At 72.5% G+C, this 22,752-nt stretch carries 18 protein-coding genes; 8 read left to right on the forward strand and 10 right to left on the reverse strand.

The window, feature by feature from the left end; all coding sequences use genetic code 11:
* Positions 1-65 precede the first annotated feature (65 nt).
* The 4 genes from ABZ385_RS15195 to ABZ385_RS15210 form a co-directional block, all read right to left on the reverse strand.
* Positions 66-3,890 (reverse strand): multifunctional oxoglutarate decarboxylase/oxoglutarate dehydrogenase thiamine pyrophosphate-binding subunit/dihydrolipoyllysine-residue succinyltransferase subunit, encoded by a 3,825-nt coding sequence (locus ABZ385_RS15195; protein WP_358911639.1) that lies wholly within the window; start codon positions 3,888-3,890, stop codon positions 66-68.
* A gap of 275 nt (positions 3,891-4,165) precedes the next feature.
* The gene (locus ABZ385_RS15200) at positions 4,166-5,263 is read right to left on the reverse strand and encodes an ATP-binding protein (RefSeq protein ID WP_358589389.1); all 1,098 of its coding nucleotides are present in this window, start codon (positions 5,261-5,263) and stop codon (positions 4,166-4,168) included.
* A gap of 13 nt (positions 5,264-5,276) precedes the next feature.
* The gene (locus ABZ385_RS15205; protein ID WP_358698283.1) at positions 5,277-6,017 is read right to left on the reverse strand and encodes a response regulator transcription factor; all 741 of its coding nucleotides are present in this window, start codon (positions 6,015-6,017) and stop codon (positions 5,277-5,279) included.
* A gap of 65 nt (positions 6,018-6,082) precedes the next feature.
* Positions 6,083-6,781: a spermidine synthase gene (locus ABZ385_RS15210; protein ID WP_358911641.1), complete on the reverse strand. Its 699-nt coding sequence runs from the start codon at positions 6,779-6,781 to the stop codon at positions 6,083-6,085.
* Between the two features lie 271 nt (positions 6,782-7,052).
* Here ABZ385_RS15210 and ABZ385_RS15215 point away from each other — a divergent pair, with 271 nt between their 5' ends.
* Together ABZ385_RS15215 and lon are read left to right on the forward strand one after the other, a co-directional pair.
* Positions 7,053-7,985, forward strand: coding sequence for a rhomboid-like protein (locus tag ABZ385_RS15215; protein WP_358911643.1), 933 nt, complete (start codon positions 7,053-7,055; stop codon positions 7,983-7,985).
* A gap of 114 nt (positions 7,986-8,099) precedes the next feature.
* Positions 8,100-10,520, forward strand: a complete 2,421-nt coding sequence (gene lon / locus ABZ385_RS15220) for an endopeptidase La (protein WP_358911645.1) — start codon at positions 8,100-8,102, stop codon at positions 10,518-10,520.
* A 63-nt stretch (positions 10,521-10,583) separates the two neighbouring features.
* Here lon and ABZ385_RS15225 read toward each other — a convergent pair whose 3' ends face one another.
* On the reverse strand, positions 10,584-11,417 hold the full coding sequence (locus ABZ385_RS15225) for a lysozyme (protein ID WP_358699192.1): 834 nt from the start codon (positions 11,415-11,417) through the stop codon (positions 10,584-10,586).
* 257 nt (positions 11,418-11,674) lie between these two features.
* On the opposite strand from ABZ385_RS15225, the gene ABZ385_RS15230 reads away from it, so the two are divergent.
* Entirely contained in the window at positions 11,675-12,160 is a 486-nt protein-coding gene (locus ABZ385_RS15230; protein ID WP_358589377.1) for a MarR family transcriptional regulator, read from the forward strand.
* Between the two features lie 9 nt (positions 12,161-12,169).
* On the opposite strand, the gene ABZ385_RS15235 is transcribed toward ABZ385_RS15230, so the two are convergent.
* Positions 12,170-13,015, reverse strand: a complete 846-nt coding sequence (locus tag ABZ385_RS15235; RefSeq protein ID WP_358911647.1) for a hypothetical protein — start codon at positions 13,013-13,015, stop codon at positions 12,170-12,172.
* Between the two features lie 575 nt (positions 13,016-13,590).
* Between ABZ385_RS15235 and ABZ385_RS15240 the strand changes: the two genes are divergently transcribed.
* The 5 genes from ABZ385_RS15240 to ABZ385_RS15260 are packed head-to-tail and all read left to right on the forward strand — an operon-like array spanning position 13,591 to position 19,325.
* Positions 13,591-16,482: a nitrate- and nitrite sensing domain-containing protein gene (locus ABZ385_RS15240; RefSeq protein ID WP_358911649.1), complete on the forward strand. Its 2,892-nt coding sequence runs from the start codon at positions 13,591-13,593 to the stop codon at positions 16,480-16,482.
* Between the two features lie 8 nt (positions 16,483-16,490).
* Positions 16,491-17,033 (forward strand): roadblock/LC7 domain-containing protein, encoded by a 543-nt coding sequence (locus ABZ385_RS15245; RefSeq protein ID WP_358698003.1) that lies wholly within the window; start codon positions 16,491-16,493, stop codon positions 17,031-17,033.
* Positions 17,030-17,458, forward strand: a complete 429-nt coding sequence (locus tag ABZ385_RS15250) for a DUF742 domain-containing protein (protein ID WP_358698005.1) — start codon at positions 17,030-17,032, stop codon at positions 17,456-17,458. The genes ABZ385_RS15245 and ABZ385_RS15250 overlap by 4 nt, the downstream gene beginning before the upstream one ends.
* A complete protein-coding gene (locus tag ABZ385_RS15255; protein ID WP_358911651.1) occupies positions 17,439-18,056 on the forward strand; it encodes an ATP/GTP-binding protein in 618 nt (205 codons plus the stop codon). Before ABZ385_RS15250 ends, ABZ385_RS15255 begins: the two co-directional genes overlap by 20 nt.
* A 30-nt stretch (positions 18,057-18,086) precedes the next feature.
* Positions 18,087-19,325, forward strand: a complete 1,239-nt coding sequence (locus ABZ385_RS15260) for a styrene monooxygenase/indole monooxygenase family protein (protein WP_358911653.1) — start codon at positions 18,087-18,089, stop codon at positions 19,323-19,325.
* On the opposite strand, the gene ABZ385_RS15265 is transcribed toward ABZ385_RS15260, so the two are convergent.
* The 4 genes from ABZ385_RS15265 to ABZ385_RS15280 all read right to left on the reverse strand — a co-directional run bounded on the left by ABZ385_RS15265 (position 19,295) and on the right by ABZ385_RS15280 (position 22,701).
* Positions 19,295-20,404, reverse strand: coding sequence for a C40 family peptidase (locus tag ABZ385_RS15265; protein WP_358911742.1), 1,110 nt, complete (start codon positions 20,402-20,404; stop codon positions 19,295-19,297). The genes ABZ385_RS15260 and ABZ385_RS15265 overlap by 31 nt on opposite strands.
* 231 nt (positions 20,405-20,635) lie before the next feature.
* Positions 20,636-20,908 (reverse strand): hypothetical protein, encoded by a 273-nt coding sequence (locus ABZ385_RS15270; RefSeq protein ID WP_358698008.1) that lies wholly within the window; start codon positions 20,906-20,908, stop codon positions 20,636-20,638.
* 69 nt (positions 20,909-20,977) lie between these two features.
* Entirely contained in the window at positions 20,978-21,700 is a 723-nt protein-coding gene (locus ABZ385_RS15275) for a TetR/AcrR family transcriptional regulator (protein ID WP_358588285.1), read from the reverse strand.
* Positions 21,701-21,762: 62 nt separating this feature from the next.
* Positions 21,763-22,701 carry a diiron oxygenase gene (locus tag ABZ385_RS15280; protein ID WP_358588287.1) on the reverse strand — a complete coding sequence of 313 codons (939 nt, stop codon included), beginning with the start codon at positions 22,699-22,701 and terminating at the stop codon, positions 21,763-21,765.
* Between the last annotated feature and the right edge of the window lie 51 nt (positions 22,702-22,752).

Consider the following 22,752-nt stretch of genomic DNA (forward strand, 5'->3'; position numbering starts at 1 on the left):
CGGTGGGCCCGGCCCCGAGCGACACGCACTCGGGGCCGGGCCCACCGGACGGGGACCGCTGAGGCCTAGGCCTCGAAGACCTCGCTCAGGAGCTGCTGCTGCTCCTGCTCGTGGCGCTTCTTCGAGCCGACCGCCGGCGACGAGCCGTGCGGGCGCGAGATGCGCCGCAGCCGCTCGCCGTGCGGGATGTCGGCGCCGACCGCCAGGTCCAGGTGGTCGATGAGGTTGAGGGCGATGAAGGGCCACGCGCCCTGGTTCGCCGGCTCCTCCTGCGCCCACAGGTACTTCTCGGCGTTCGGGTACTTGGAGATCTCCTCCTGGAGCTCCGCACCCGGCAGCGGGTACAGGCGCTCGATGCGGATGATCGCCGTGTCCGTGACGCCCCGCTTCTGCCGCTCGGCCTCCAGCTCGTAGTAGAGCTTGCCCGCGCAGAAGACGACCTTGCGGACCGCCTTCGGGTCCACGGAGGCGTCCCCGATGACCGGCCGGAAGCTGCCCGAGGTGAACTCCTCCGTCTTGGACGCGGCGGCCTTCAGGCGCAGCATCCACTTCGGGGTGAAGACCACCAGCGGCTTGTGGTGCGGGTTGTGCACCTGCCACCGCAGGAGGTGGAAGTAGTTCGACGGCAGGGTCGGCATCGCGACCGTCATGTTGTTCTGCGCGCAGAGCTGGAGGAAGCGCTCCGGGCGGGCGGACGAGTGGTCCGGGCCCTGGCCCTCGTAGCCGTGCGGCAGGAGCAGGGTGACGCCGGAGGTCTGGCCCCACTTCTGCTCGGCCGAGGAGATGAACTCGTCGACGACGGTCTGCGCGCCGTTGACGAAGTCACCGAACTGGGCCTCCCACATCACGAGGGACTCGGGACGCGCCAGGGAGTAGCCGTACTCGAAGCCCATCGCCGCGTACTCCGAGAGCAGCGAGTCGTAGGCGTTGAAGCGGGCCTGGTCCTCGGAGAGGTAGAGCAGCGGCGTGTAGTCGTCGCCCGTCTCGCGGTCGATGAGGACCGCGTGGCGCTGGCCGAACGTGCCGCGGCGCGAGTCCTGGCCCGCCAGGCGCACCGGGGTGCCCTCCATGAGCAGCGAGCCGATGGCGAGGGTCTCGCCCATGCCCCAGTCGATCGTGCCGTCCTCGACCATGGCCGCGCGGCGCTGGAGCTGCGGGAGCAGGCGCGGGTGCACGGTGATGTGGTCGGGGATGTTGACCTGGGACTCGGCGATGCGCTTGACGACCTCCTGGGAGATCGCGGTGTTCACCGTGACGGGGAACTCGGCCTCCGGACCGGAGACGTCCATCGGCGAGGGCTGCGAGGTGGCCTCGCGGACCTCGGTGAAGACCTTCTCCAGCTGCCCCTGGTAGTCCTGCAGGGCCTGCTCGGCCTCTTCCAGGGTGATGTCGCCGCGACCGATGAGGGACTCGGTGTAGAGCTTGCGCACCGAGCGCTTCTTGTCGATCAGGTCGTACATCAGCGGCTGGGTGAACGCCGGGTTGTCCGACTCGTTGTGACCGCGGCGGCGGTAGCAGATGAGGTCGATCACGACGTCCTTGTTGAACGCCTGACGGAACTCGAAGGCCAGGCGGGCCACGCGGACCACGGCCTCCGGGTCGTCGCCGTTCACGTGGAAGATCGGCGCCTCGATCATGCGCGCCACGTCCGTCGAGTACATCGACGAGCGGGACGACTCGGGGGCGGCGGTGAAGCCGACCTGGTTGTTGATGACGACGTGGACCGTGCCGCCCGTGCGGTAGCCGCGCAGCTGCGACATGTTCAGGGTCTCGGCGACCACGCCCTGGCCCGCGAAGGCCGCGTCACCGTGCAGGGCGACGGGCAGGACCGTGAAGTCCGTGCCGCCCTTGTTGATGATGTCCTGCTTGGCGCGGACGATGCCTTCCAGGACCGGGTCGACCGCCTCCAGGTGGGAGGGGTTGGCGGCCAGCGAGACCTTGATCTGCTCGCCGTCCAGGCCGGTGAAGGTGCCCTCGGCGCCCAGGTGGTACTTCACGTCGCCGGAGCCGTGCATCGACTTCGGGTCGAGGTTGCCCTCGAACTCGCGGAAGATCTGCGCGTACGACTTGCCGACGATGTTGGCGAGGACGTTCAGCCGGCCGCGGTGGGCCATGCCGATGACGACCTCGTCCAGGCGCGACTCGGCGGCGGAGTCGATGACCGCGTCGAGCAGCGGGATGACGGACTCGCCGCCCTCCAGGGAGAAGCGCTTCTGGCCGACGTACTTGGTCTGCAGGAACGTCTCGAACGCCTCGGCGGCGTTCAGCCGGCGCAGGATGCGCAGCTGCTCCTCGCGCTCGGGCTTGGTGGCGTGCTGGCCCTCGATGCGGTCCTGGAGCCACCTGCGCTGCTTGGGGTCCTGGATGTGCATGAACTCGACGCCGGTGGTGCGGCAGTACGAGTCGCGCAGCACGCCGAGGACGTCGCGCAGCTTCATCATCGACTTGCCGGCGAAGCCGCCGACCGCGAACTCCCGCTCCAGGTCCCACAGGGTGAGGCCGTGCTCGGTGATGTCCAGGTCGGGGTGCTTGCGCTGCTTGTACTCCAGCGGGTCGGTGTCGGCCATGACGTGGCCGCGCACCCGGTAGGAGTGGATCAGCTCGAAGACGCGGGCGGCCTTCGTGACGTCGTCGTCGTGCGAGGCGTCGATGTCCTTGAACCAGCGGACCGGCTCGTAGGGGATGCGCAGCGCCTCGAAGATCTCGTCGTAGAAGTCGTTCTCGCCGAGGAGGAGGTTGGCGACGATCCGCAGGAACTCGCCGGAGGCGGCGCCCTGGATGACCCGGTGGTCGTAGGTCGACGTGAGCGTCATGACCTTGGAGATGCCGAGCTTGTTCAGGGTGTCCTGGGAGGTGCCCTGGAACTCCGCGGGGTAGTCCATGGAGCCGACGCCCATGATGACCGACTGACCGGGCATCAGACGCGGGACCGAGTGGACGGTGCCGAGGCCGCCGGGGTTGGTCAGGGAGACCGTGACGCCGGTGAAGTCGTCCATGCCGAGCTTGCCGTCGCGGGCCCGGCGGACGATGTCCTCGTAGGCCTGCCAGAACTCGAAGAAGTTCAGGGTCTCGGCCTTCTTGATGCCCGCGACGACCAGCTGGCGGTCGCCGTTGGGCTTCACCAGGTCGATGGCGAGGCCGAAGTTGATGTGCTCCGGCTTGACCAGGGTGGGCTTGCCGTCCTTCTCCACGAAGGAGTAGTTCATCGACGGCATGGCCTTGATGGCCTGCACCATCGCGTACCCGATCAGGTGCGTGAAGGAGATCTTCCCGCCGCGGGCGCGCTTGAGGTGGTTGTTGATGACGATGCGGTTGTCGAAGAGCAGCTTCACCGGGACCGCGCGGACCGACGTGGCCGTCGGGACCTCGATCGAGGCGTTCATGTTCTTCGCCACGGCCGCGGAGGGGCCGCGCAGCGTCACGTACTCGGGCCCGGCCGGGGCCTCGGTCGCCTGCTCCGCCTTGGCGGCGGGCTTCGCGGCGGCCGGCTTGGCGGCGGGCTTGGCGGCGGGCGCCGGGGCGGCGGCAGCGGGCTTCGCCGCGGGCGCGGCGGGCTTCTCGGCCGCCGGAGCAGCCTGGGCCGGGGCCGCCGGAGCCGCTGCGGGCTCGGCCGGGGTGGCGGGCGCGGCGGGAGCAGTGGGGGACGCGACCCCCGCGGCCGCGTCACCCGCCGGCTGCGCCGGGGCGGCGGCTGTGGAAGCGCTCGCCCCTGGCTTGTAGTCGGCGAAGAAGTCCCACCAGGCTCGGTCGACCGAATTCGGGTCCTGGAGGTACTGCTGATAGATCTCGTCGACGAGCCACTCATTGGGACCGAAGGCAGCGGCAGGGTCCTTGCCCTGCGCGTCTTGGTCGGTCGAAGTGCTCGAGTTACTGGGGGACTGTGGCGACACGGCGGTAACCGCCCTCTTCCGCTTCACAAGGTGATGGACAGCGGAAATAAAGGCTACGCCTCCATCGGCGCTGGGTGCAGACCGGGCCCGCCATCCGTCGCGTAAGTCACACTGGGCGAGTGGTTTCGGGGCTGTAAATGGCGGGAAACAAGCGAGGTTCCGCAACGCAGGATGGCCGCGCGGGTACGTCCGAAGGACGTCTACGCGCGGCGGCGGCTCCCGGGTGCCCAGGGGGCGGCCGGTGAATCGCTTCCGTTTCGAACCCTACGTCAACTTCACTCTTCGGGCAGGCCCGGAAGGGTGACCTGGATCCGGCAGCCGCGTGGGGATTCGGCCACCCCGATGTGGCCGCCGTGCAGATCGACCGCCCAGCGCGCGATGGCGAGGCCGAGGCCCGTGCCGCCGTCGTTGGCGGAGTTCTTGGCGGGGGCGCCCGCGTGGCTGCCCCGGTTGAACCGCTCGAAGACCCGGTGCCACTCGGACTGGGGGATTCCGGGTCCCTCGTCGAGCACCTCCAGGTCCAGGGACTCGGGATAGGGCCCGCGCCTGGCCCGCACCGTCACGCGGCCGTGCGGCGGGCTGTGCTTGACCGCGTTGTCGATGAGGTTCGCCACCACCTGGTGCAGCCGCTCCGCGTCGGCGTGGGCCGTCAGCTCCGGGGGCGAGACGTCCAGGTGCAGATGGACGTCCGCGCGGGTGTGGCTGCCGGAGCCGGAGGCGATGCCCGCGCGCGCGGAGGCCACCATGTTGGCCTCCTTCAGGACGCCCGACAGATACGGCCAGACCTCGAAGCGGCGGGCGCGCAGCGGTACGACGCCGTTGTCGAGGCGGGAGAGGTCGAGGAGGGTCTCCACGAGCCGTCCCAAGCGCTCGGTCTGCTTCAGGGCCGTGCGCATCGTCTCCGGGTCGGCGGCGGAGACACCGTCCACGACGTTCTCCAGGACGGCGCGCAGGGCGGCGATGGGGGTGCGCAGCTCATGGCTGACGTTGGCGACCAGCTCCTTGCGCTGGGTGTCCTGGGCCTCCAGGTCGTCGGCCATGGCGTTGATCGTGGTCGCCACGTCGCCCAGCTCGTCGCGCCGGTCGGCGCCGCGCACCCGGCGCGTGTAGTCGCCGTGGCTCACCGCGCGGGCCACCGCGTTCATCTCGTCCAGCGGCGCGGTGAGGCTGTGCGCCACGAACTGCGTGATGAGCAGGGTGGCGATCACCGAGAAGACGGTGATGAACCGCAGCTCGGTCTCCGTCTTCATGGCCACCAGGAGCAGTCCCGTGGTGATGAACACCGAGACGACCACGAGGGCGCCGAGCTTGGTCTTGATGGAGAACGGCCGCAGCCCCTGGAACGGCCCGAAGGGCCCGAAGGGCCCGCTCACGGCAGGGCCGGCCTCACGGCGCCGGGGTCTCAAGGGCGTAGCCGACGCCGTGCACGGTGCGGATGCGCTCGGCGCCGATCTTGCGGCGCAGCGCCTTGATGTGGCTGTCGACGGTCCGGGTGCCGGACGCGTCGGCCCAGTCCCAGACCTCCGCGAGGAGCTGCTCGCGGGAGAGGACGGCGCGCGGGGTGTTGGCCAGGCAGACCAGCAGATCGAACTCGGTGGGCGTCAGGTGGACGTCCTCGCTGCGCACCCGCACACGCCGCTGGGCGTGGTCGATCTCCAGTTCGCCCAGGCGCAGGATGCCGCTGCGGGGCGTGGTCGCGGCGAGCGCGGCCCGCTCGACGCGGCGCAGCAGGACGTGCACCCGGGCCGCGAGCTCGCGCATCGAGAACGGCTTGGTCATGTAGTCGTCCGCGCCGACCCCGAGCCCGACCAGCATGTCCGTCTCGTCGTCACGCGCGGTGAGCATGAGGACCGGGACGGGCCGCTGGGCCTGGACCCGGCGGCACACCTCGAGGCCGTCGAAGCCCGGCAGCATGATGTCCAGGATCAGCAGGTCGGGCTGCCAGGCCTGGGCGGTGTCGACCGCCGAGGGACCGTCCGTGGCCGTTTGCACAACAAAACCCTCGGCCCGCAGCCGGGCGGCGATGGCGTCGACGATCGTCGGGTCGTCCTCGACCACCAGGACCCGGCGCTGGGCGCCGGGTGTCGCCGCCGTGGCGCCGTTGTGGGAGGTGTGTGTCTGCTCCATCGCCCGCCCCTGACACTGATCGCTTGTGTTCGGTCAGCAGGGTACGGGTCGCGAAGGCACCTCGGCTACGCAGCCCTGACGCCGAGGTGCACCACGTCCGGGACGCCTCGGGCAACGGGGATCTCTTCGGTTCGTACCCTCTGGAATCCGGCATTCCGTAGAGCGTCGTCGAAAGCGGACGAGGGCTTCGCGGACCACACGGCGAGCACTCCGCCCGGGGTGAGCCGGGCTTTGCAGGCGTCCAGACCGGCGGGCGAGTAAAGGGAGTTGTTGCCCGCCGTCACCGTCCAGTCCGGGCCGTTGTCGATGTCCAGACAGAGTGCGTCGTACGTGTCCGAGGGGCCGGACGGGGTGCCGGGAGCCCCCTGAAGGTGGCTGACGAGGTCCGTGTGAAGAATTTGCGTACGTGAGTCGGCGAGCGCCGCCGCGGACAGTTCGGCGAGCGGTCCGGCCCGATGCCAGTCGATGACGGCGTCCTCGCGCTCGACCACGGTGATGCGCCCCCAGCGGGGGTCGGCGGCGGCGTGCGCGAGGGAGAACCCGACGCCGAGCCCGCCGATCAGCACGGAGGGCTCCGGGCGGTCGTCGAGGGCGTCGCGTGCCGCGTCGACGAGCAGCCGCTCGGAGCGGCCGTCGGAGGTGTCCATCAGGAAGCAGCCGTTGGCGATGATCTGGAGCAGCTCACCGTGGCGCCGCAGGACGACCTCGCCGTACGGACCCTCGCGCCGGTCGAGGACGACGGGGGCGGTGGTGGGGGTGCGCATGGCGTCAGCGTAGGCGCGGGGGCCGGTGGTTCTCCGGTGAACGCGCAAGTCCTCCCCGGGCGGTGCGCGGGACGGGGGAGTCCTGCCGCGGAACTCCGGTGAGGTGGGCGTTCGCGGGTAACGCTGAAGGTGCCGGCGGCGCAGAAGAGACGTGGGCAACGCGGAAGTCGCCTTGGAGGTTGCTGTGAATCGCGTCCCACGTGGCCCCGGTCATAGACAGTGCTCGAAAAGTGGGCAAAGGGTAGGGCGGGACGGAAGGAGCGCCTCACCCGTGAACCAGAGCGTCGAGTCCTCGGACACCCTCATCGCCCCCGGGCCCGGGGACCGTGAGCCGCCCACCCGCGCGGAGCCGCTCTCCCGCCCCGAGCCGCCCGCCCGCGTCGAGTCGCCCGCCCGGGTCGAGTCGCCCGCCCGGGTCGAGTCGCCCGCCCGGGCCGAGTCGCCCACCCGTGCCGAGCCGCCCACCCTGAACGCGCTCCCGTGTCAGCCGGGTCGCCGTCCCGCGCCGTCCGGACCCCGCGCGCCCGCCGCTGATCCCGGGCGGGCCGAGAGCGGTGGCGCCCGGTCCCGGCGCGTCCGGGCCAGACCCTGGCGGCTGCTCCCCGATCCCCGGGCCACCCCCTTCACCTTCGGCTACGGGCTCGTCCTCGCCGCCACCTCCCTGCTGAGCCGGTACGCCGACCCGGACACGGTCGACGCGCTGCTCCGGGGCTCCAGCACCGACGTCGCGCACCTCGCGCACAACCCCGTCCTCGTCCTCGTCGCCAGCGCGCTGTGGATCGCGGGCGGCATCACATCGCCGTACGCGATCGGCTTCCTGCTGGTCCTGACCGCGCTGGAGCGCCGGATCGGCGGCTGGCGCACCGCCGGGGTCTTCCTGCTCGGGCACTCCGTCGCCACCTTGGCGACGGAGGTGCCGGTGGGGCTTTCGGTGCTCGCGGGGCATCTGCCGGACAGTTCGCTGCACCGCCTCGACTACGGCATCAGCTTCGGTGTCGCGGCCAGCGTCGGCGCGCTCGCCGGGCTGCTCACCCCCTGGCCGCGGTGGGCCGTGCTGGCCGGCTTCGGCTGGATGCTGGTCGACGACCTGATCGAGTTCGCCGATCCGATGACCAACTGGGGCCATCTCCTGGCGCTCCTGATCGGCATCTCCACCTGGCCGCTGCTCGGGCGCGGGCGCCGGTCCCAGGCGCGCGGCGCCTGATCCTCCCCGTCCCCCCAGCGGGTGATCGCTGAGAGCGAACACCCCCGGGGGAACATTGCGGCACTCACAAGCATTGAGTCGGTACAGCTCAACTTGGATGCCGAAAGGGAGATCATGGCTACTGAGTCCACCTCGTACACCTCGCTCACTCTGCCTGTGCTGCCGCTCGACGACGAGGTGGTCCTGCCCGGCATGGTGGTCCCGTTCGACCTGTCCGACGCCGAGGTGCGCGCCGCCGTGGAGGCCGCGCAGGCCGCCGCCCGTGCCGAGGGCGACAGCAAGCCGAAGGTGCTGCTTGTTCCGCGCATCGACGGGACGTACGCCGCCACCGGCGTCCTCGGCACCGTCGAGCAGGTCGGGCGGCTCTCCGACGGCGACCCGGGCGCCCTCATCCGCGGCCGGGGCCGCGTACGCATCGGCGCCGGTACGACCGGGCCCGGCGGCGCCCTGTGGGTGGAGGGGCAGCAGCTGGACGACGCCGTCCCCGAGCCCCTGCCCGGCGCCGTGACCGAGCTGGTCAAGGAGTACAAGGCGCTCGCCACCAGCTGGCTGAAGAAGCGCGGCGCCTGGCAGGTGGTCGACCGCGTGACGCAGATCGACGACGTCTCCGCGCTCGCCGACAACTCCGGTTACTCCCCCTTCCTCACCACCCAGCAGAAGATCGAACTCCTGGAGACCGAGGACCCGGTCGCCCGCCTCAAGCTGGCCACCGCCCAGCTGCGCGAGCACCTGGCCGAGCAGGAGGTCGCCGAGACCATCGCCAAGGACGTCCAGGAGGGCGTCGACAAGCAGCAGCGCGAGTTCCTGCTGCGGCGCCAGCTGGACGCCGTGCGCAAGGAGCTGCGGGAACTCAACGGTGACAGCAAGGACGCCGCCGAGGAGTCCGACGACTACCGTGCCCGCGTCGAGGCCGCCGACCTGCCCGAGAAGGTGCGCGAGGCCGCCCTGAAGGAGGTCGACAAGCTGGAGCGCGCCAGCGACCAGTCGCCCGAGGGCTCCTGGATCAGGACCTGGCTGGACACCGTCCTCGAACTGCCGTGGAACGAACGCACGGAGGACGAGTACGACATCAAGGGCGCCCGGGCGATCCTCGACGCCGAGCACGCCGGGCTGCGGGACGTGAAGGAGCGCATCACCGAGTACCTCGCGGTGCGCAAGCGCCGCACCGACCGCGGCCTCGGCGTCGTCGGCGGCCGCCGGGGCGGCGCCGTGCTGGCCCTCGTCGGCCCGCCCGGCGTCGGCAAGACCTCGCTGGGGGAGTCCGTCGCGCACGCCATGGGCCGCAAGTTCGTGCGGGTCGCCCTCGGCGGCGTACGGGACGAGGCGGAGATCCGCGGACACCGGCGTACGTACGTCGGGGCGCTGCCCGGGCGGATCGTGCGCGCCGTCAAGGAGGCCGGGTCGATGAACCCGGTCGTGCTCCTGGACGAGATCGACAAGGTGGGCTCGGACTTCCGGGGCGACCCGGCCGCCGCCCTGCTCGAAGTCCTCGACCCGGCGCAGAACCACACCTTCCGGGACCACTACCTGGAGGTGGAGCTGGACCTCAGCGACGTCGTCTTCCTGGCGACGGCGAACGTCCTCGAAGCGATCCCGGAGGCGCTGCGCGACCGCATGGAGCTGGTCCGGCTCGACGGCTACACCGAGGACGAGAAGGTCGTCATCGCCCGCGACCACCTGCTCCCGCGCCAGCTGGACCGGGCGGGCCTGGAGAAGGACGAGGTCACCCTGGACGAGAGCGCCCTGCGCAAGCTCGCCGGCGAGTACACGCGGGAGGCGGGCGTACGGAACCTGGAGCGGTCCGTCGCGCGGCTGCTGCGCAAGGTGGCGGCGCAGCACGAACTGGGAGAGCGGGAGCTGCCGTTCACCGTCACCGACGAGGACCTGCGGGACCTCATCGGGCGGCCGCACCACGTCCCCGAGGCCGCCCAGGACCCGGCCGAGCGGCGCACCGCCGTGCCGGGTGTGGCCACCGGGCTCGCGGTGACCGGGGCGGGCGGCGACGTCCTGTTCGTGGAGGCGTCGCTCGCCGACCCGGAGACGGGGGCCTCCGGGCTCACGCTCACCGGGCAGCTGGGTGACGTGATGAAGGAGTCGGCGCAGATCGCCCTGTCGTTCCTGCGCTCGCACGGGGCCGAGCTGGAACTGCCCGTCGGCGACCTGAAGGAGCGGGGCGTGCACGTCCACTTCCCGGCCGGCGCCGTCCCCAAGGACGGGCCGAGCGCGGGTGTCACGCTGACCACCGCCCTCGCCTCGCTGCTCAGCGGGCGCCAGGTCCGTACGGACGTGGCGATGACCGGGGAGATCTCGCTGACCGGCCGGGTGCTGCCGATCGGCGGCGTCAAGCAGAAGCTGCTGGCCGCGCACCGCGCCGGGATCACCACGGTGATCATCCCCAAGCGGAACGAGGCGGACCTCGACGACGTCCCGGCCGAGGTCCTGGACAAGCTGGAGGTGCACCCGGTCTCCGATGTGCGCCAGGTGCTCGAACTGGCCCTCACGGAGGCGCAGGTGCGGGTCGCGGTCGCCGCGTGAGCGAGCGGTGTCCGTGAGCGGTGGCCGGTCCTGCGAGGGGCCGGCCACCGCCCTGTGCGCGGGTCAGCCGTAGGCGAGCGCCTGGACGCGGTCGTAGGCGCCGTTGAACTTGTCGTGGTCCCCGACCGTGGGCCCGGACGAGGTGTACTGCCACATGGTGTGGAAGCCCCAGCCGGCCGGCAGCTCGCCCGGGCCGGTGTCGTAACGGGCGATCCACAGCGGGTTGCTGGCGCCGAAGCCGCTGTAGTTGCCGGTGCACTGCTTCCACCAGCTGGTGGCGGTGTAGATCACGGCGTCGCGGCCGGTGCGCGCCTTGTAGGTGTTCAGGAAGTCGCGGATCCAGCCGACCATCTCGGACTGCGACTTGCCGAAGCAGGCCGCCCCGTAGGGGTTCCACTCGATGTCCAGCGCGCCCGGCAGCGTCCTGCCGTCGCGCGACCAGCCGCCGCCGTTGCTCGCGAAGTAGTTGGCCTGGGTGGCGCCGCTGGAGGTGTCGGGCGTCGCGAAGTGGTAGGAGCCGCGGATCATGCCGACGTTGTACGAGCCGTTGTACTGCTGGGCGAAGTAGGGGTTCACGTAGTAGGTGCCCTCGGTGGCCTTGGTGTAGGCCCACTTCACTCCGCTGTTCCACAGCGTCGACCAGGCGACGTTGCCCTGGTGGCTGCTGACGTCGACGCCCTCGGTCTGGGTGGCGCCGCCGCCGCTGGGCAGACCGCCCTGGCCGTCGTGTGCGATGACGCCCTGCCCGAGCCGGGCGGAGCCGCGCGGGGGGATGTCGTCCGCCCCGGCCGCCGTGGGGAGCGACAGGAGGAGGGAGAGGGCGGTCAGTGCTGCGAGGAGAACCCCCGCCGGCGACAAGCGCGGGCGGCGGGCCGATCCGGGTCTGTGCACGGGCATGCGTGCCTCCGAAGGCCTCGGTGGTGCTCTGGGGGGACCTTGTGACATGTCGAATGGTGTGAACATGTCACTTGAAAAGCTACGCACGTAGACCGGGGGTGGGAAGAGGCGCACCGTCCCGCCGTTGGTCCACTCCTGTGGCGGTGCCTTGGGCACTCCGCCGCCGCGACCTTGCGAAATACTGGTCAGGCCGCCGGCGGCGGAGCCGTGGCGCGCGAGGCCTCGGGCGATGACTTTCAGAATCGGGAAAGCGGGACATGGGTGCTGCAGAAGAGGGCGTGCGGGGCGGGGCGCACGAGGACGCCGAGCCGGGGGCGGACCGCGAGTTCCTCTCCCTGGAGCGCGAGTTGTCCCTGCTGATGCGCCGCGCGCGGGCCTCGTCGGGTGAGATGGCGCGCCAGGTCCACCCCGATCTGGAGCCCGCCGCGTACGGCCTGCTCGTGTGCCTGGACGACTCGGGGCCGCAGCGGGCCACCGACCTCGCCGCGTACATCGGGGTAGGCAAGGCGACGATGAGCCGTCAGCTGCGGGCCATGGAGGAGCTGGGCCTTCTCGCCCGCGAGCCCGACCCGGCCGACGGGCGCGCCTGGCTCATCCGGCTCACCCCCGAGGGCCGCACCCGCTTCCGCACGGTGCGCGCCGCCCGCCGCGCCCAGTACGTGCGCCGGCTCCAGGGCTGGGACCGGGCGGAGGTCGCCGAACTGGCCCGGCTGCTCGGCCGCCTGAACGCGAGCGCGGATTAACCTCGGGCGTCACAGTTCCACGTAGACCGCCGCCGCGTCGTCGTGTCGCTTGCCGCGGGGGAAGGCGAGGCGGTCGGGGTCGGCGTGTTCCAGTTCGCGGACCCGGTCGATGAGGTGCTGCGGGCCCTCCTTGTGCAGCAGCGCGAAGCACTCGCGCCAGTCGCCCTCGCGGAACGTCTCCACCCACCGCGTCACCCCGTCGGTGAGCGCCGCCACCGCCGTCACGTCCGCCCGCGCCATCTCACCGGTGACCGCGCGCAGGGCGGCCGAGGGGTCCGCCGCGGCCGTGAAGAAGCCGTCCTCCGCGTTGCGCAGGGCCTCGACCGCCGCTCCGTACGCGCGGCCCGCCACCTCCCGCTCGGCGGAGCCGCGCGGCAGGGCGCGCACCTGGTCGCGCAGGGCTTGCACGGGGGGCGACATCTCGGCGAGGCGCCGGTCGAGCACGGCGGTCACCTCGCCGCCGGGGCCCGCGAGCAGGAGCGCCGAGTCGGACAGGACCAGATGTTCGACGCGCTCGGCGTCCCACCGCACCAGCACGACGGTTGCCTGAGGCGTGCGAGGGTGAGAAAGGTCACAGGTTGAACCATGTGCGTCGGCGGTACGCGAGATACCGGCCGCCAAGATCTCAGGGAGCGTCATATCCCGTCGCGAAACGGACAGTTCCCCCAGTGCGCCGCCGAGGCGCGCGGTGAACCAGGGAACGGAATGCAGACACCCCACCGCTCCCTCGGGCGGCGTCACACCGTCCAGCAGGACGAGGGATCCGCCGTGTCCGGACGCGGGAAGCGCGACCGAGGCGTAGTCCTCGTTGGGGCGTGCGGGGTCTCCGGGCTCGGTGGCGAGTTCGATGCGCATTCGGCCAGTCTGCCCGAGGCCCGCGCGGGGGTCGCCGGAAGCGGGCGAAGGGCCCCGCGCCGGCCCGTACCGGCGGGCTCCGCGCCGGAATTGGACCGGAATGATCGACTCCGCCGGGGTGTGGCGGCGCATCCTGCCAAAGCCCGCCGAGCACGTCCAACCGGCGCCCCGCATATGCCCGCTGTTCCTCACCCCGGGACTTGCCCGCCAACTCCCCGCCGATGTTCACTCCTTCGGGTGGCCAGGCAGGCGATGCGCGACCGCCACCCACCGGCACTGGAAGGGTCAGGTGCCGTAACCGGGGGCGCGCTCGTGTTGACGAATCGTCACCCGGGCCCAAGGGCAGACGAAAAACAGGAATGCGAGCACCGGTGCAGAAGATGCGGCCTCGGCGCAAAGGCAAGCAGACGGCCCCCGAAGGGGCCACGCCGGGCGCGACCACACCGACGGAGCGTGCGCCGGAGCGCACGGCCGCGGACCCCGTGACGGCAGCGGCAGGAGTGGACGCGGCCCGGCCCTCGGGAGCGGCTGCCCCGCCCCCTCCCGCCACCGGAGCCCGTCCCACCGGACCTGACATGACACCGTCAGGGGTATCGGCCGGGGCAGCGACAGGGACACCCCCCGGGGCAGCGGCCGGAACGCCCGCGGCAACACCCGAGGGAGCCTCGGCGGGCGCGCCCGCCGGTTCCGCCGCGCCGGCCTCCGCCGGGGACGCCGGCCCGGCCTCGCCCGCCGCCAAGGCGGCCGCGGCGGCCGCCGCCGGCGTCGGCAAGAAGCCCACCGCCCGGGTCCGCAACCGGCTGGTCATCGCCGTGGCCGTGGTGGCCGCCGCGATCGTCGGCGCGGGCGCGCCCGCCGTCATCGCCGCCTCCGAACGGCTCAACGACACCCAGAACCTGGTGACCCTCGCCGAGCACACCCAGCAGGCGGTCTCCCTCGGCCACTCGCTGGCCGACGAGCGCGACGAGGTCACCTCCTTCGTCGCCGCGGGACGCCCCGAGGGCAAGGGCCTCTCCGAGAGCCGCAGCGCCCGCGTGGACCGGCAGATCGACGAGCTGCGCGCCGCCGACGCGCCCGCCGGGCTCCGCGCCGAGCTGGCCGACGTCGCCGCCGTCCGCCGGGCCGCCCTCACCGGCAAGAGCACCGCCCTCGAAGCGCACGAGGCGTACTCCAAGGTCATCGCCGAACTCCACGGCCTCACCCGCGACCTGGCCGAGCAGCTGCCCGCCGAGGTCAACAAGGGTGGCTTCGCCCTCGCCGACCTCGACCACGCGGTCGAGCAGGCCGCCGCCGCCCGGGGGCTCCTCCTGGCGGCCCTGGCCGTCCCCGGCGGCACCGGCGCCCCCGAGCTGGACCCGGTCACGGGCCTGCCCGTCACCGACGGCGAGGACTCCTCGGCGGACGCCGAGCGCCGCGACGGCCTCAGCGCCGCCGCCCAGCGCGCCCACGTCCGCGAGCTGGCCGCGCTCGCCGACTTCCGCGACGCCGCCGACGACCCCGCGCGGTCCGCGTACGACTCGACGGTCACGGGACCCGAGGTCGGCGCCGCCGAGAAGTACCTCGCCGAGCTCACCGACCGGCCCACGCTCTCCGCCGCCGAACAGCGCTACGACCGCAAGAAGCTGGACGCCGCGCTCTCCGCCCGCATCGAGACGATGCGCGGCGCCGAGTCCGCGCTCGGCGTGGAGCGCACCAAGCGTCTCGCCCAGCTGCGCGACGACGACGTGACGGCCCTGGAGATCCGCGTCGCGCTCGTCGGCGTCCTCCTGCTCGTCGCCGTCGGCGTCTCCATGGCGATGGCCCGCTCGCTGACCCGGCCCCTGGCCGTCCTGCGGCTCGGCTCCGCCCGGCTGGCCGCCGAGCCCGAGCCGCAGGAGCCGATCCGCTTCACGGGCCGCGACGACGAGTTCGCCCAGGTCGTCCGCTCCGTCAACGCCCTGCACGCCCACGCGGCGGCCCTCACCGAGCGCCTGGGCACCCTGGAGACCGACCGCAAGCACCTCATCGGCAAGCGCCAGGCCATGGCCGACGAGCGCGAGGCCCTGCGCGCCGAGCTGGCCGAGGCCTCCGCCCACCTGGAGCGCGTACGCCGCTCCATCCACGGCACCTTCGTCAACCTCGCCCTGCGCACCCTCGGCCTGGTCGAGCGGCAGCTGGCCGTCATCGAGAACCTGGAGGACCGCGAGCAGGACCCCGACCGGCTCGCCACGCTCTTCAAGCTCGACCACTTCGCCACGGTCATGCGCCGGCACAGCGAGAACCTCCTGGTCCTCGCGGGCGCCGAGCACGGCCACCAGCACCCCGGCCCGGTCCCGCTGGTCGACGTCATGCGCGCCGCCGTCTCCGAGATCGAGCGGTACGAGCGGGTGCGCATCGCCACGCTGCCGCCGCACGCGCACATCGCGGGGTTCGCCGCGGACGACATCAGCCACCTGACCGCCGAACTCCTGGAGAACGCCACCTCGTTCTCGCCGCCGGACGCGGCCGTCGAGGTGTCCGGCTGGCTCCTGGAGAGCGGCGAGGTCATGCTCTCCGTGCAGGACGAGGGCATCGGCGTCCCCCAGGACCGCATGCGCGAACTCAACGCGCGCCTGAGCGACTTCGACCCCGACGACGCGTACGACCAGGAGAGCGGTGAGGGCCTCGGCCTCGGGCTCTACGTCGTGGCGCGCCTCGCCGCCCGGCACGGCGCGCGGGTGCGGCTGCGGGAACAGAAGCAGGGCGGCGTCGCGGCGGTCGTGGTGCTGCCCAAGCCGATCCTGGCCGAGGCGCCCTCCTCGGCCGCGGTGGTCACCCCGCCGCGGGGCGGCGAGCCCGTCACGCACCTGCCGGGCTCGGAGGCGGAGGCCAATTCCAACGTCCTGCCGGGGCGGGCCACCGGGACCCCCGGCGAGGACCCGCTGATCGCGGCGGCCGAACGGACGCTGGAGACGGCCCTCCCGAAGCGGACGCAGGACCCCGACCCCGCGCCCGACCCCGAGTCCGGGAGCCACCCCGAGTCCGGGACCGACCCCGCGCCCTCGTCGGACGCCGAGGAGTCGAGCGCGTCGGCCGCCGCTGCCTCGCCCTCCGCCGAGACCACCATGGAGCTGTTCGCGCCACCGGCCCCGGAGGCGGAGCCCGAGCCCGAGACCCGTACCTCGCCCGAGACGGGGCCCGGGGCCGCGTCGCCCAAGTGGGAGCGCGTCACCGACAAGGGGCTGCCCAAGCGCACCCCGAAGATCACCTCGCCCACGCCCGCCGCGCCCAGGCAGCGCGGCGGCTCCGTGGACGCCGAAGCGCTCCGCCGCCGCCTCGGGGGGTTCCACCAGGGCGCGCAGAGCGGCCGGCGGGACGTGGAGGCCGAACTGGCCGCCGGGGAGGACCCCGCGCAGGCACCGGAGCCGCCGGCCCGGTCGGAACGTAACGACAAGAACGCGAAAGCCGCAGACGTAATGGGGGACTCAGTCGAGGAGGCAAGCAGTTGACTGCGCCCATGCGCACGCCCAGTTCTTCCGCCGGACCCACCACAGCCGGAGCCACCACAGCCGGACCCACCGCGACCGGAGCCGCGGCAACGGCTCTGAGCAGTGAGGCCCGCAACCTGCACTGGCTGCTGACGAACCTCGTGGAGGAGGTGCCCGGCATCCTGTCCGTCGCGGTGGTCTCCTCCGACGGGCTGCTGCTGCTCTCCTCCGACCCCGGGCAGGGCGCCGAGCGGCCCGCCGCGCACCCCAAGGGCCCCAAGGGCTCCAGCGCCGACCTCGCCACCATCGTCTCCGGGCTCTGCTCGCTGACCATCGGCGCCGCCAAGCTGATGGACGGCGGGGGAGTCAAGCAGACCGTGGTCGCGATGGAGGAGGGCAGCCTCTTCGTCATGTCGATCAGCGACGGCTCGCTGCTCGGCGTGCACGCCACCCCGGACTGCGACATGAGCGTCGTCGCGTACCACATGGCGCTCTTCGTCGGCCGCGCCGGCCACGTCCTGACCCCCGAGGTCCGCAGCGAGCTGCGCCAGTCGATGGAGAGCGCCCGATGAGCGCCGGCGGCGGCACCGGCCGCAGGGCGCCGAAGCTCCCCCAGCGCGGCGGCGACCGCAAGCCCGCCCGCGTCCGCCCCTACTCGCTGACCGGCGGACGGACCAGGTTCGGTCACGTCCTGCTCGTCGAGACGTTCGTGGCGAGCCACCCGGAGCTGGAGGCCGCCGAGGAGCGCCGCGAACTGCCCAAGGGCACGCTCGCCAGGGTGATGCCCGAGATGCGGGCGATCGTCGAGATCTGCCGCCGCATGCGCACCGTGGCGGAGATCGCCGCCCTGCTGAAGATGCCGCTCGGCGTGGTCCGCGTACTGATCAGCGACCTCGCCGACCAAGGAAAGATCCGCGTGTACGGAACGGGCCACGGCCCAGGACAGCCCGACCGCGCACTGCTGGAAAGGGTGCTGAGTGGACTCCGCCGTCTCTGAACTCCTCGCCGAAGAGGGTCAGTTGCAGGCCTGGCAGACCGACCGGTCGCGCGCCCCGATCGCCACGAAGATCGTGGTGGCGGGCGGCTTCGGCGTCGGCAAGACGACGCTCGTGACCGCCGTCTCCGAGATCACGCCCCTCCAGACGGAGGCGCTGATGACCCAGGCGAGCGCCGACACCGACGACCTGAGCGGCACCCCCGACAAGACGACCACCACGGTCGCCATGGACTTCGGCCGCATCACGCTCGACGACGACCTGGTGCTCTACCTCTTCGGCACGCCCGGTCAGCAGCGCTTCTGGTTCATGTGGGACGACCTGGTGCGCGGCGCGATCGGCGCCGTCGTGCTCGCCGACACCCGCCGCCTGTCGGACTGCTTCCCGGCGCTCGACTACTTCGAGAGCTGCGGCCTGCCGTACATCGTGGCCGTCAACCACTTCGACGGCAGCGAGCGGTTCGAGCCGGCCGATGTGCGCGAGGCGCTGACGGTGCCGCCGCACATACCCGTGCTGATCATGGACGCCCGGCAGCGGATCTCGGTGATCGAGTCACTGCTCGCCCTGGTCGGCCACGCGCTGGACGTCACCCCCGAGTAGCGTCACCCTGAGTTCAAGAGAAGGACCCACATGCGGAAGATACTTGTCGTGGGAGCCGGTCAGTCCGGGCTCCAGATCGCCCTCGGGCTCCAGGCGCGGGGGTACGAGGTCACCCTGATGTCCAACCGCACGGCGGACGAGATCCGCTCCGGGCGGGTCATGTCCACCCAGTGCATGTTCGACACGGCGCTCCAGCACGAGCGCGACATCCAGGCGAACTTCTGGGAGTCGCAGGCGCCGAGGATAGAGGGCGTCGGCGTCTCGGTCGCCGGCCCCGACGGCTCCCGCGTCATCGACTGGGTCGGCAAGCTGGACGGGTACGCCCAGTCCGTCGACCAGCGCGTGAAGATGGCGGGCTGGATGGAGACGTTCGCGCAGCGCGGCGGCCAGCTGGTCATCCACGGCGCGGCGGTCTCCGACCTCGACTACTTCTCCCGCGCCTACGACCTGGTGCTCGTCTCGGCGGGCAAGGGCGAGCTGGTGTCGATGTTCGAGCGCGACGCCTCCCGTTCCCCCTTCACCGAGCCGCAGCGCGCCCTTGCGGTCGCCTACGTCCACGGTCTCGGCCCGCGCCCCGAGCACCCCGAGTTCGACGCGGTGCGCTGCAACCTCGTGCCCGGTGTGGGCGAGCTGTTCGTGATGCCGACCCTCACCACGTCCGGCCGCGCGGACATCCTGTTCTGGGAGGGCGTCCCGGGCGGCCCCCTCGACGTCTTCCAGGGCGTCAAGGACCCCAGCCAGCACCTGGCGCTCACCCTGGAACTCCTGGAGAAGTACCTGCCCTGGGAGTACGCGCGCGCCACCAAGGTCGAGCTGACCGACGCGGGCGGCACGCTGGCCGGGCGCTACGCCCCGACCGTGCGCAAGCCGATCGGGCGGCTGCCCGGCGGCGGCGCGGTCCTCGGCGTCGCGGACGTGGTCGTCGCCAACGACCCGATCACCGGGCAGGGCTCCAACTCGGCGTCCAAGTGCGCCGCCTCCTACCTCTCCTCCATCGTCGAGCACGGCGACAGGCCGTTCGACGAGGAGTGGATGCAGTCGGCCTTCGACCGCTACTGGGACACCGCGCAGTGGGTCACCAAGTGGACCAACGCCATGCTGGGCGCCCCGCCGGAGCATGTCCTGAACATCCTCGGCGCGGCGGGGCAGCTCCAGCCGGTCGCCGACCGGTTCGCGAACGGCTTCAACGACCCGGCCGACTTCGAGAACTACTTCTACGACCCGGCCAAGGCCGCCGCCTACCTGGAGTCGGTCGCCGCCGGCGCCTGATCGCCGCCGTGGCCCAGGTCGCTGCCCGAGGTCGCCCCCTCGGGCAGCTCGGGCGGGGTGTAGCCGCGCACGGGCCGGCGCCCCGGGTCGGGCCGTACCGCGCCGAGGACGGGGTTCGCCGCGATCGGCGACACCTTGACCCGGGCGCCGGGGCGCGGCGCCTGGACGACCTTCCCGTCGCCCAGGTACAGCGCCACATGCGTGGCCTTCGGGTAGTACACGACGAGGTCGCCCGGGCGCAGCTTCGACACGGGGACACGCGGCAGCTCGGCCCACTGCGCCTGGCTGGTCCGGGGGATCTCGCGGCCCGCGTGCGCCCAGGCCCGCGAGGTCAGGCCCGAGCAGTCGTACGCCTTCGGGCCCCTGGCCCCCCACGCGTAGGGTCTGCCGATCTGGCGCACCGCGAAGTCGAGGGCCTTCCCGCCCTGCCGTGAGGGCGCCCGCGTGGCCGGGCCGCCACTGAGCGCGCCGGACGCCATGAACGCCCGCTGGGCCCTGGCCGTCCCGGCGTCCTCGGCGGCCCGCAGCGCGTCGAGCTGGTCCGGGGTGAGGGCCGCGAGCAGTTCCTCGACCTTCTTGAGCCGCCCGCCGATCTCGTCCCGCTGCTTCTTCTGCCGTGCGGCCAGGGCGCTCTGGGCGGCCAGTGCCTTCCTCGCCGCGCCCGCCAGCTCGTGGGCCTTCTTCTCGCCGCCGACCAGGCGTTCGACGGCGGCGGCCCGTTCGGCGGCCAGCCGTCCGATGACGTGGCCCTGGTCGAGGGCGTGCTGCGGGTCGCGGGCCAGGAGCAGGCGTACGTAGGGGGAGAGGCCGGTGGCGCCCTGGTACTGCTGCCGGGCGAAGCGGCCCGCGTCGCCCCTGCCGTCGTGCACCGAGGCGCGCGCCTTCGCCAGCCGCCTGCCGAGCTCCTCGGCCTTGGCGCGCTGCTTCCGCAGCTTCTCCTCGGTGGCGTTGTAGGTCTCCGTCGCCTCTTCGGTGGAGCGGTACAGCCGCTGAAGGTCCGTCAGCAGGGCCGCGACGGAACGATCCTGCGGCTCCGGGGCCGCGTGGGCGGGCAGAGCGGTGGTGCACAGGGCGCCCAGGGCGGCCCCGGTGCAGACCCAGCGCGGCAGGCGTGCTGACACGTCATCACCTCCGGTGTGCGGAAGGGATTTCCTTCGCGCACCCCGAGCATCCGGCCCGCCCGCCGAGGCCGCCTCCCGGCGGGGGCGGTCGGGGGAACCGGGCCGCTCGTCCAGGGGCGGACGGCGTGGGACGTTGCGTCGCACGGCCGCGGGTGCTCCGTGTCCGCTCGCGCCCGCGCGGGGCGGCGGTCAGGGCTTGGGCGGCTTCGACCACGGCCACTTCGGGCCGCTGTCCGTGTCGCCCCCGGCGTCGTACTCGTAGCGCCACTTCGCGGTGAGCGGGAGCCGGCCACCGGTCCCGGCGGGCACCCGGCGGTAGACCAGGACCGTCGGGGGGCCGCCCGCGTCGTCCGGCACCGGGACGCGGTAGACCTTCGGCGGGTGGCCGGTCGGGCCGAGCAGGACGGGCAGGACGCGGCCGTCCAGGGGGCCACCCACGAACGGTGTCTCTTCGCTCTTCACGCCACCAGTGTCACACCACGGGCCGTCACACCACGGGGCGCACGCCACGGGGGCGCACGCCACGGGCCGTCACAGCAGGTGGGCCGCGTCGGTGAGCACGGGCAGCACGCGACGGGCGAGGGAGCCGACCGGGCCCTCGGTCCTCTCCAGGGCCAGCGCCCACCGCACGACCCGGGCCGTCTGCGGGTCGCGGCCCGCCGTCGCCACGAGGACCGCCATGAACTGCTCGACGAGCATGTCCCGCAGGTCGTCGAGCGGCGGCTGCTTCCCCTCGTCGAGCCAGATCAGGGAGGCCGCCTCCACGGCGGTGATCCACATGCGTACGGTCATCCGGAGCCGGGGGCCCGGCTCGGCCACGTCCAGGTGGGCGAGGATGTGCTCGGCGGCGGCCCGGCGCACACCGTCCACTATCGAGGTGGTCCGGGAGGTCTCCACCACGCTGCCGCCCTGGAGCAGCGCGCTGAACCCGGTGTCGTGCCCGTCCACGAAGGCCAGATACCGGTCGAGTGCCCGGGACAGCCGCCGGGTCAGCGGCCCCTCGGGCGGCTCGGCGAAGCACTGCTCCAGCTCCTGGGCCGCCGAGCGCAGCGCGGCCTCGTACAACTGCTGCTTGCCGCCCGGGAAGTAGCGGTAGACGAGCGGGCGCGAGACGCCGGCCGCCTCCGCGACGTCGTCGAGGTTGACCTCCTCGGGCGCGCGGTGCGCGAAGAGGGTGAGCGCGGACTCCAGGAGCTGGCGCCGCCTCGCTTCGACGCTGAGGCGGCGGTAGGCGGGTGTGGCCGGCGACGTCATGCCCCGCAGCGTAACCGGCGGTGCCCCGCTCGGGGATGCGGGCGGCCGTACGTGCCCGGCGCTCAGGCGAGCAGCCCCGAGCTGCGCCACAGGCGTCGGCCCACCCCCCGCAGGACGCCTATGTCGTCCAGGAAGTCCGTGAGCCGCTTCGCCCCGGACTGCATGACCTCCCTGCGGTGCCCGCTCGCCCGCACCTGCGCGACCGCCTCCGCGCGGTCGAGCCCGACGTCCGCGTAGACCTTCGGGTTCACGAACGCGAGGGAGAAGACCCGCGCGGCCTCCCCGCAGCTGAGGCGGGTCAGCTCCTGCTCCCAGCGCGGCGCGGTCACCATCTGGCGCCGCAGCTCCTCGCGGGCGTACCGGACATGGCGCGCCTCCTCCACCACGTGGATGCGGGTCACCCCGCGCACGATCGTCTGGACGCGCTCGTCGGGGAAGGTGAGCCGCTGCATCCAGTCGAGGATCTCCTCGCCGAGCAGCGTGCAGGCGAAGGAGCCGGGGGTGGTGGAGACGGTCTTCAGGACGCGCGCGAGATTGTGGTTGAGGCGCGTGACGGGGTACGTCGGCGCGCCGCCCTTCTCGATCATGCGCGCGAACATCATGGAGTGCCGGCACTCGTCGGCTATCTCGGTCAGCGCGTACCGCACGTGCGCGCTGGTCACCGACTTGTCGTAGATGTGCCGTACGAGCAGCTGCATGAGGATGATCTCGAACCAGATGCCGAGCGAGGCGAGCGAGGCGGCCTCGTGCCGGGCCAGGTCCATCCGCTGCTCCTCGGACATCCGCTTCCACAGCGGTGTGCCGTAGAGCGAGACCAGCTCCGGCGGCCAGAACCACTTGCCCTCCTCGACGGGGGCGTCCCAGTCGAGTTCCCGGTCGGGGTCGAAGGAGTGCCTGGCGGAGGATTCGAGGAGCCGGACGGCCACCTGCTCGCGGTCCTTGAGCAGGCCGAGCGCGTCCCGCGGCCCGGCCGGCGAAACGTCTTCCGTCACGGTCGTCATGACTGTCCCTGACTTGTCGTGGTTACCGGCGGTCACCTCTTATGAGACTGC

Source organism: Streptomyces sp. NPDC005898, from assembly GCF_040629635.1.
Lineage (GTDB): Bacteria > Actinomycetota > Actinomycetes > Streptomycetales > Streptomycetaceae > Streptomyces.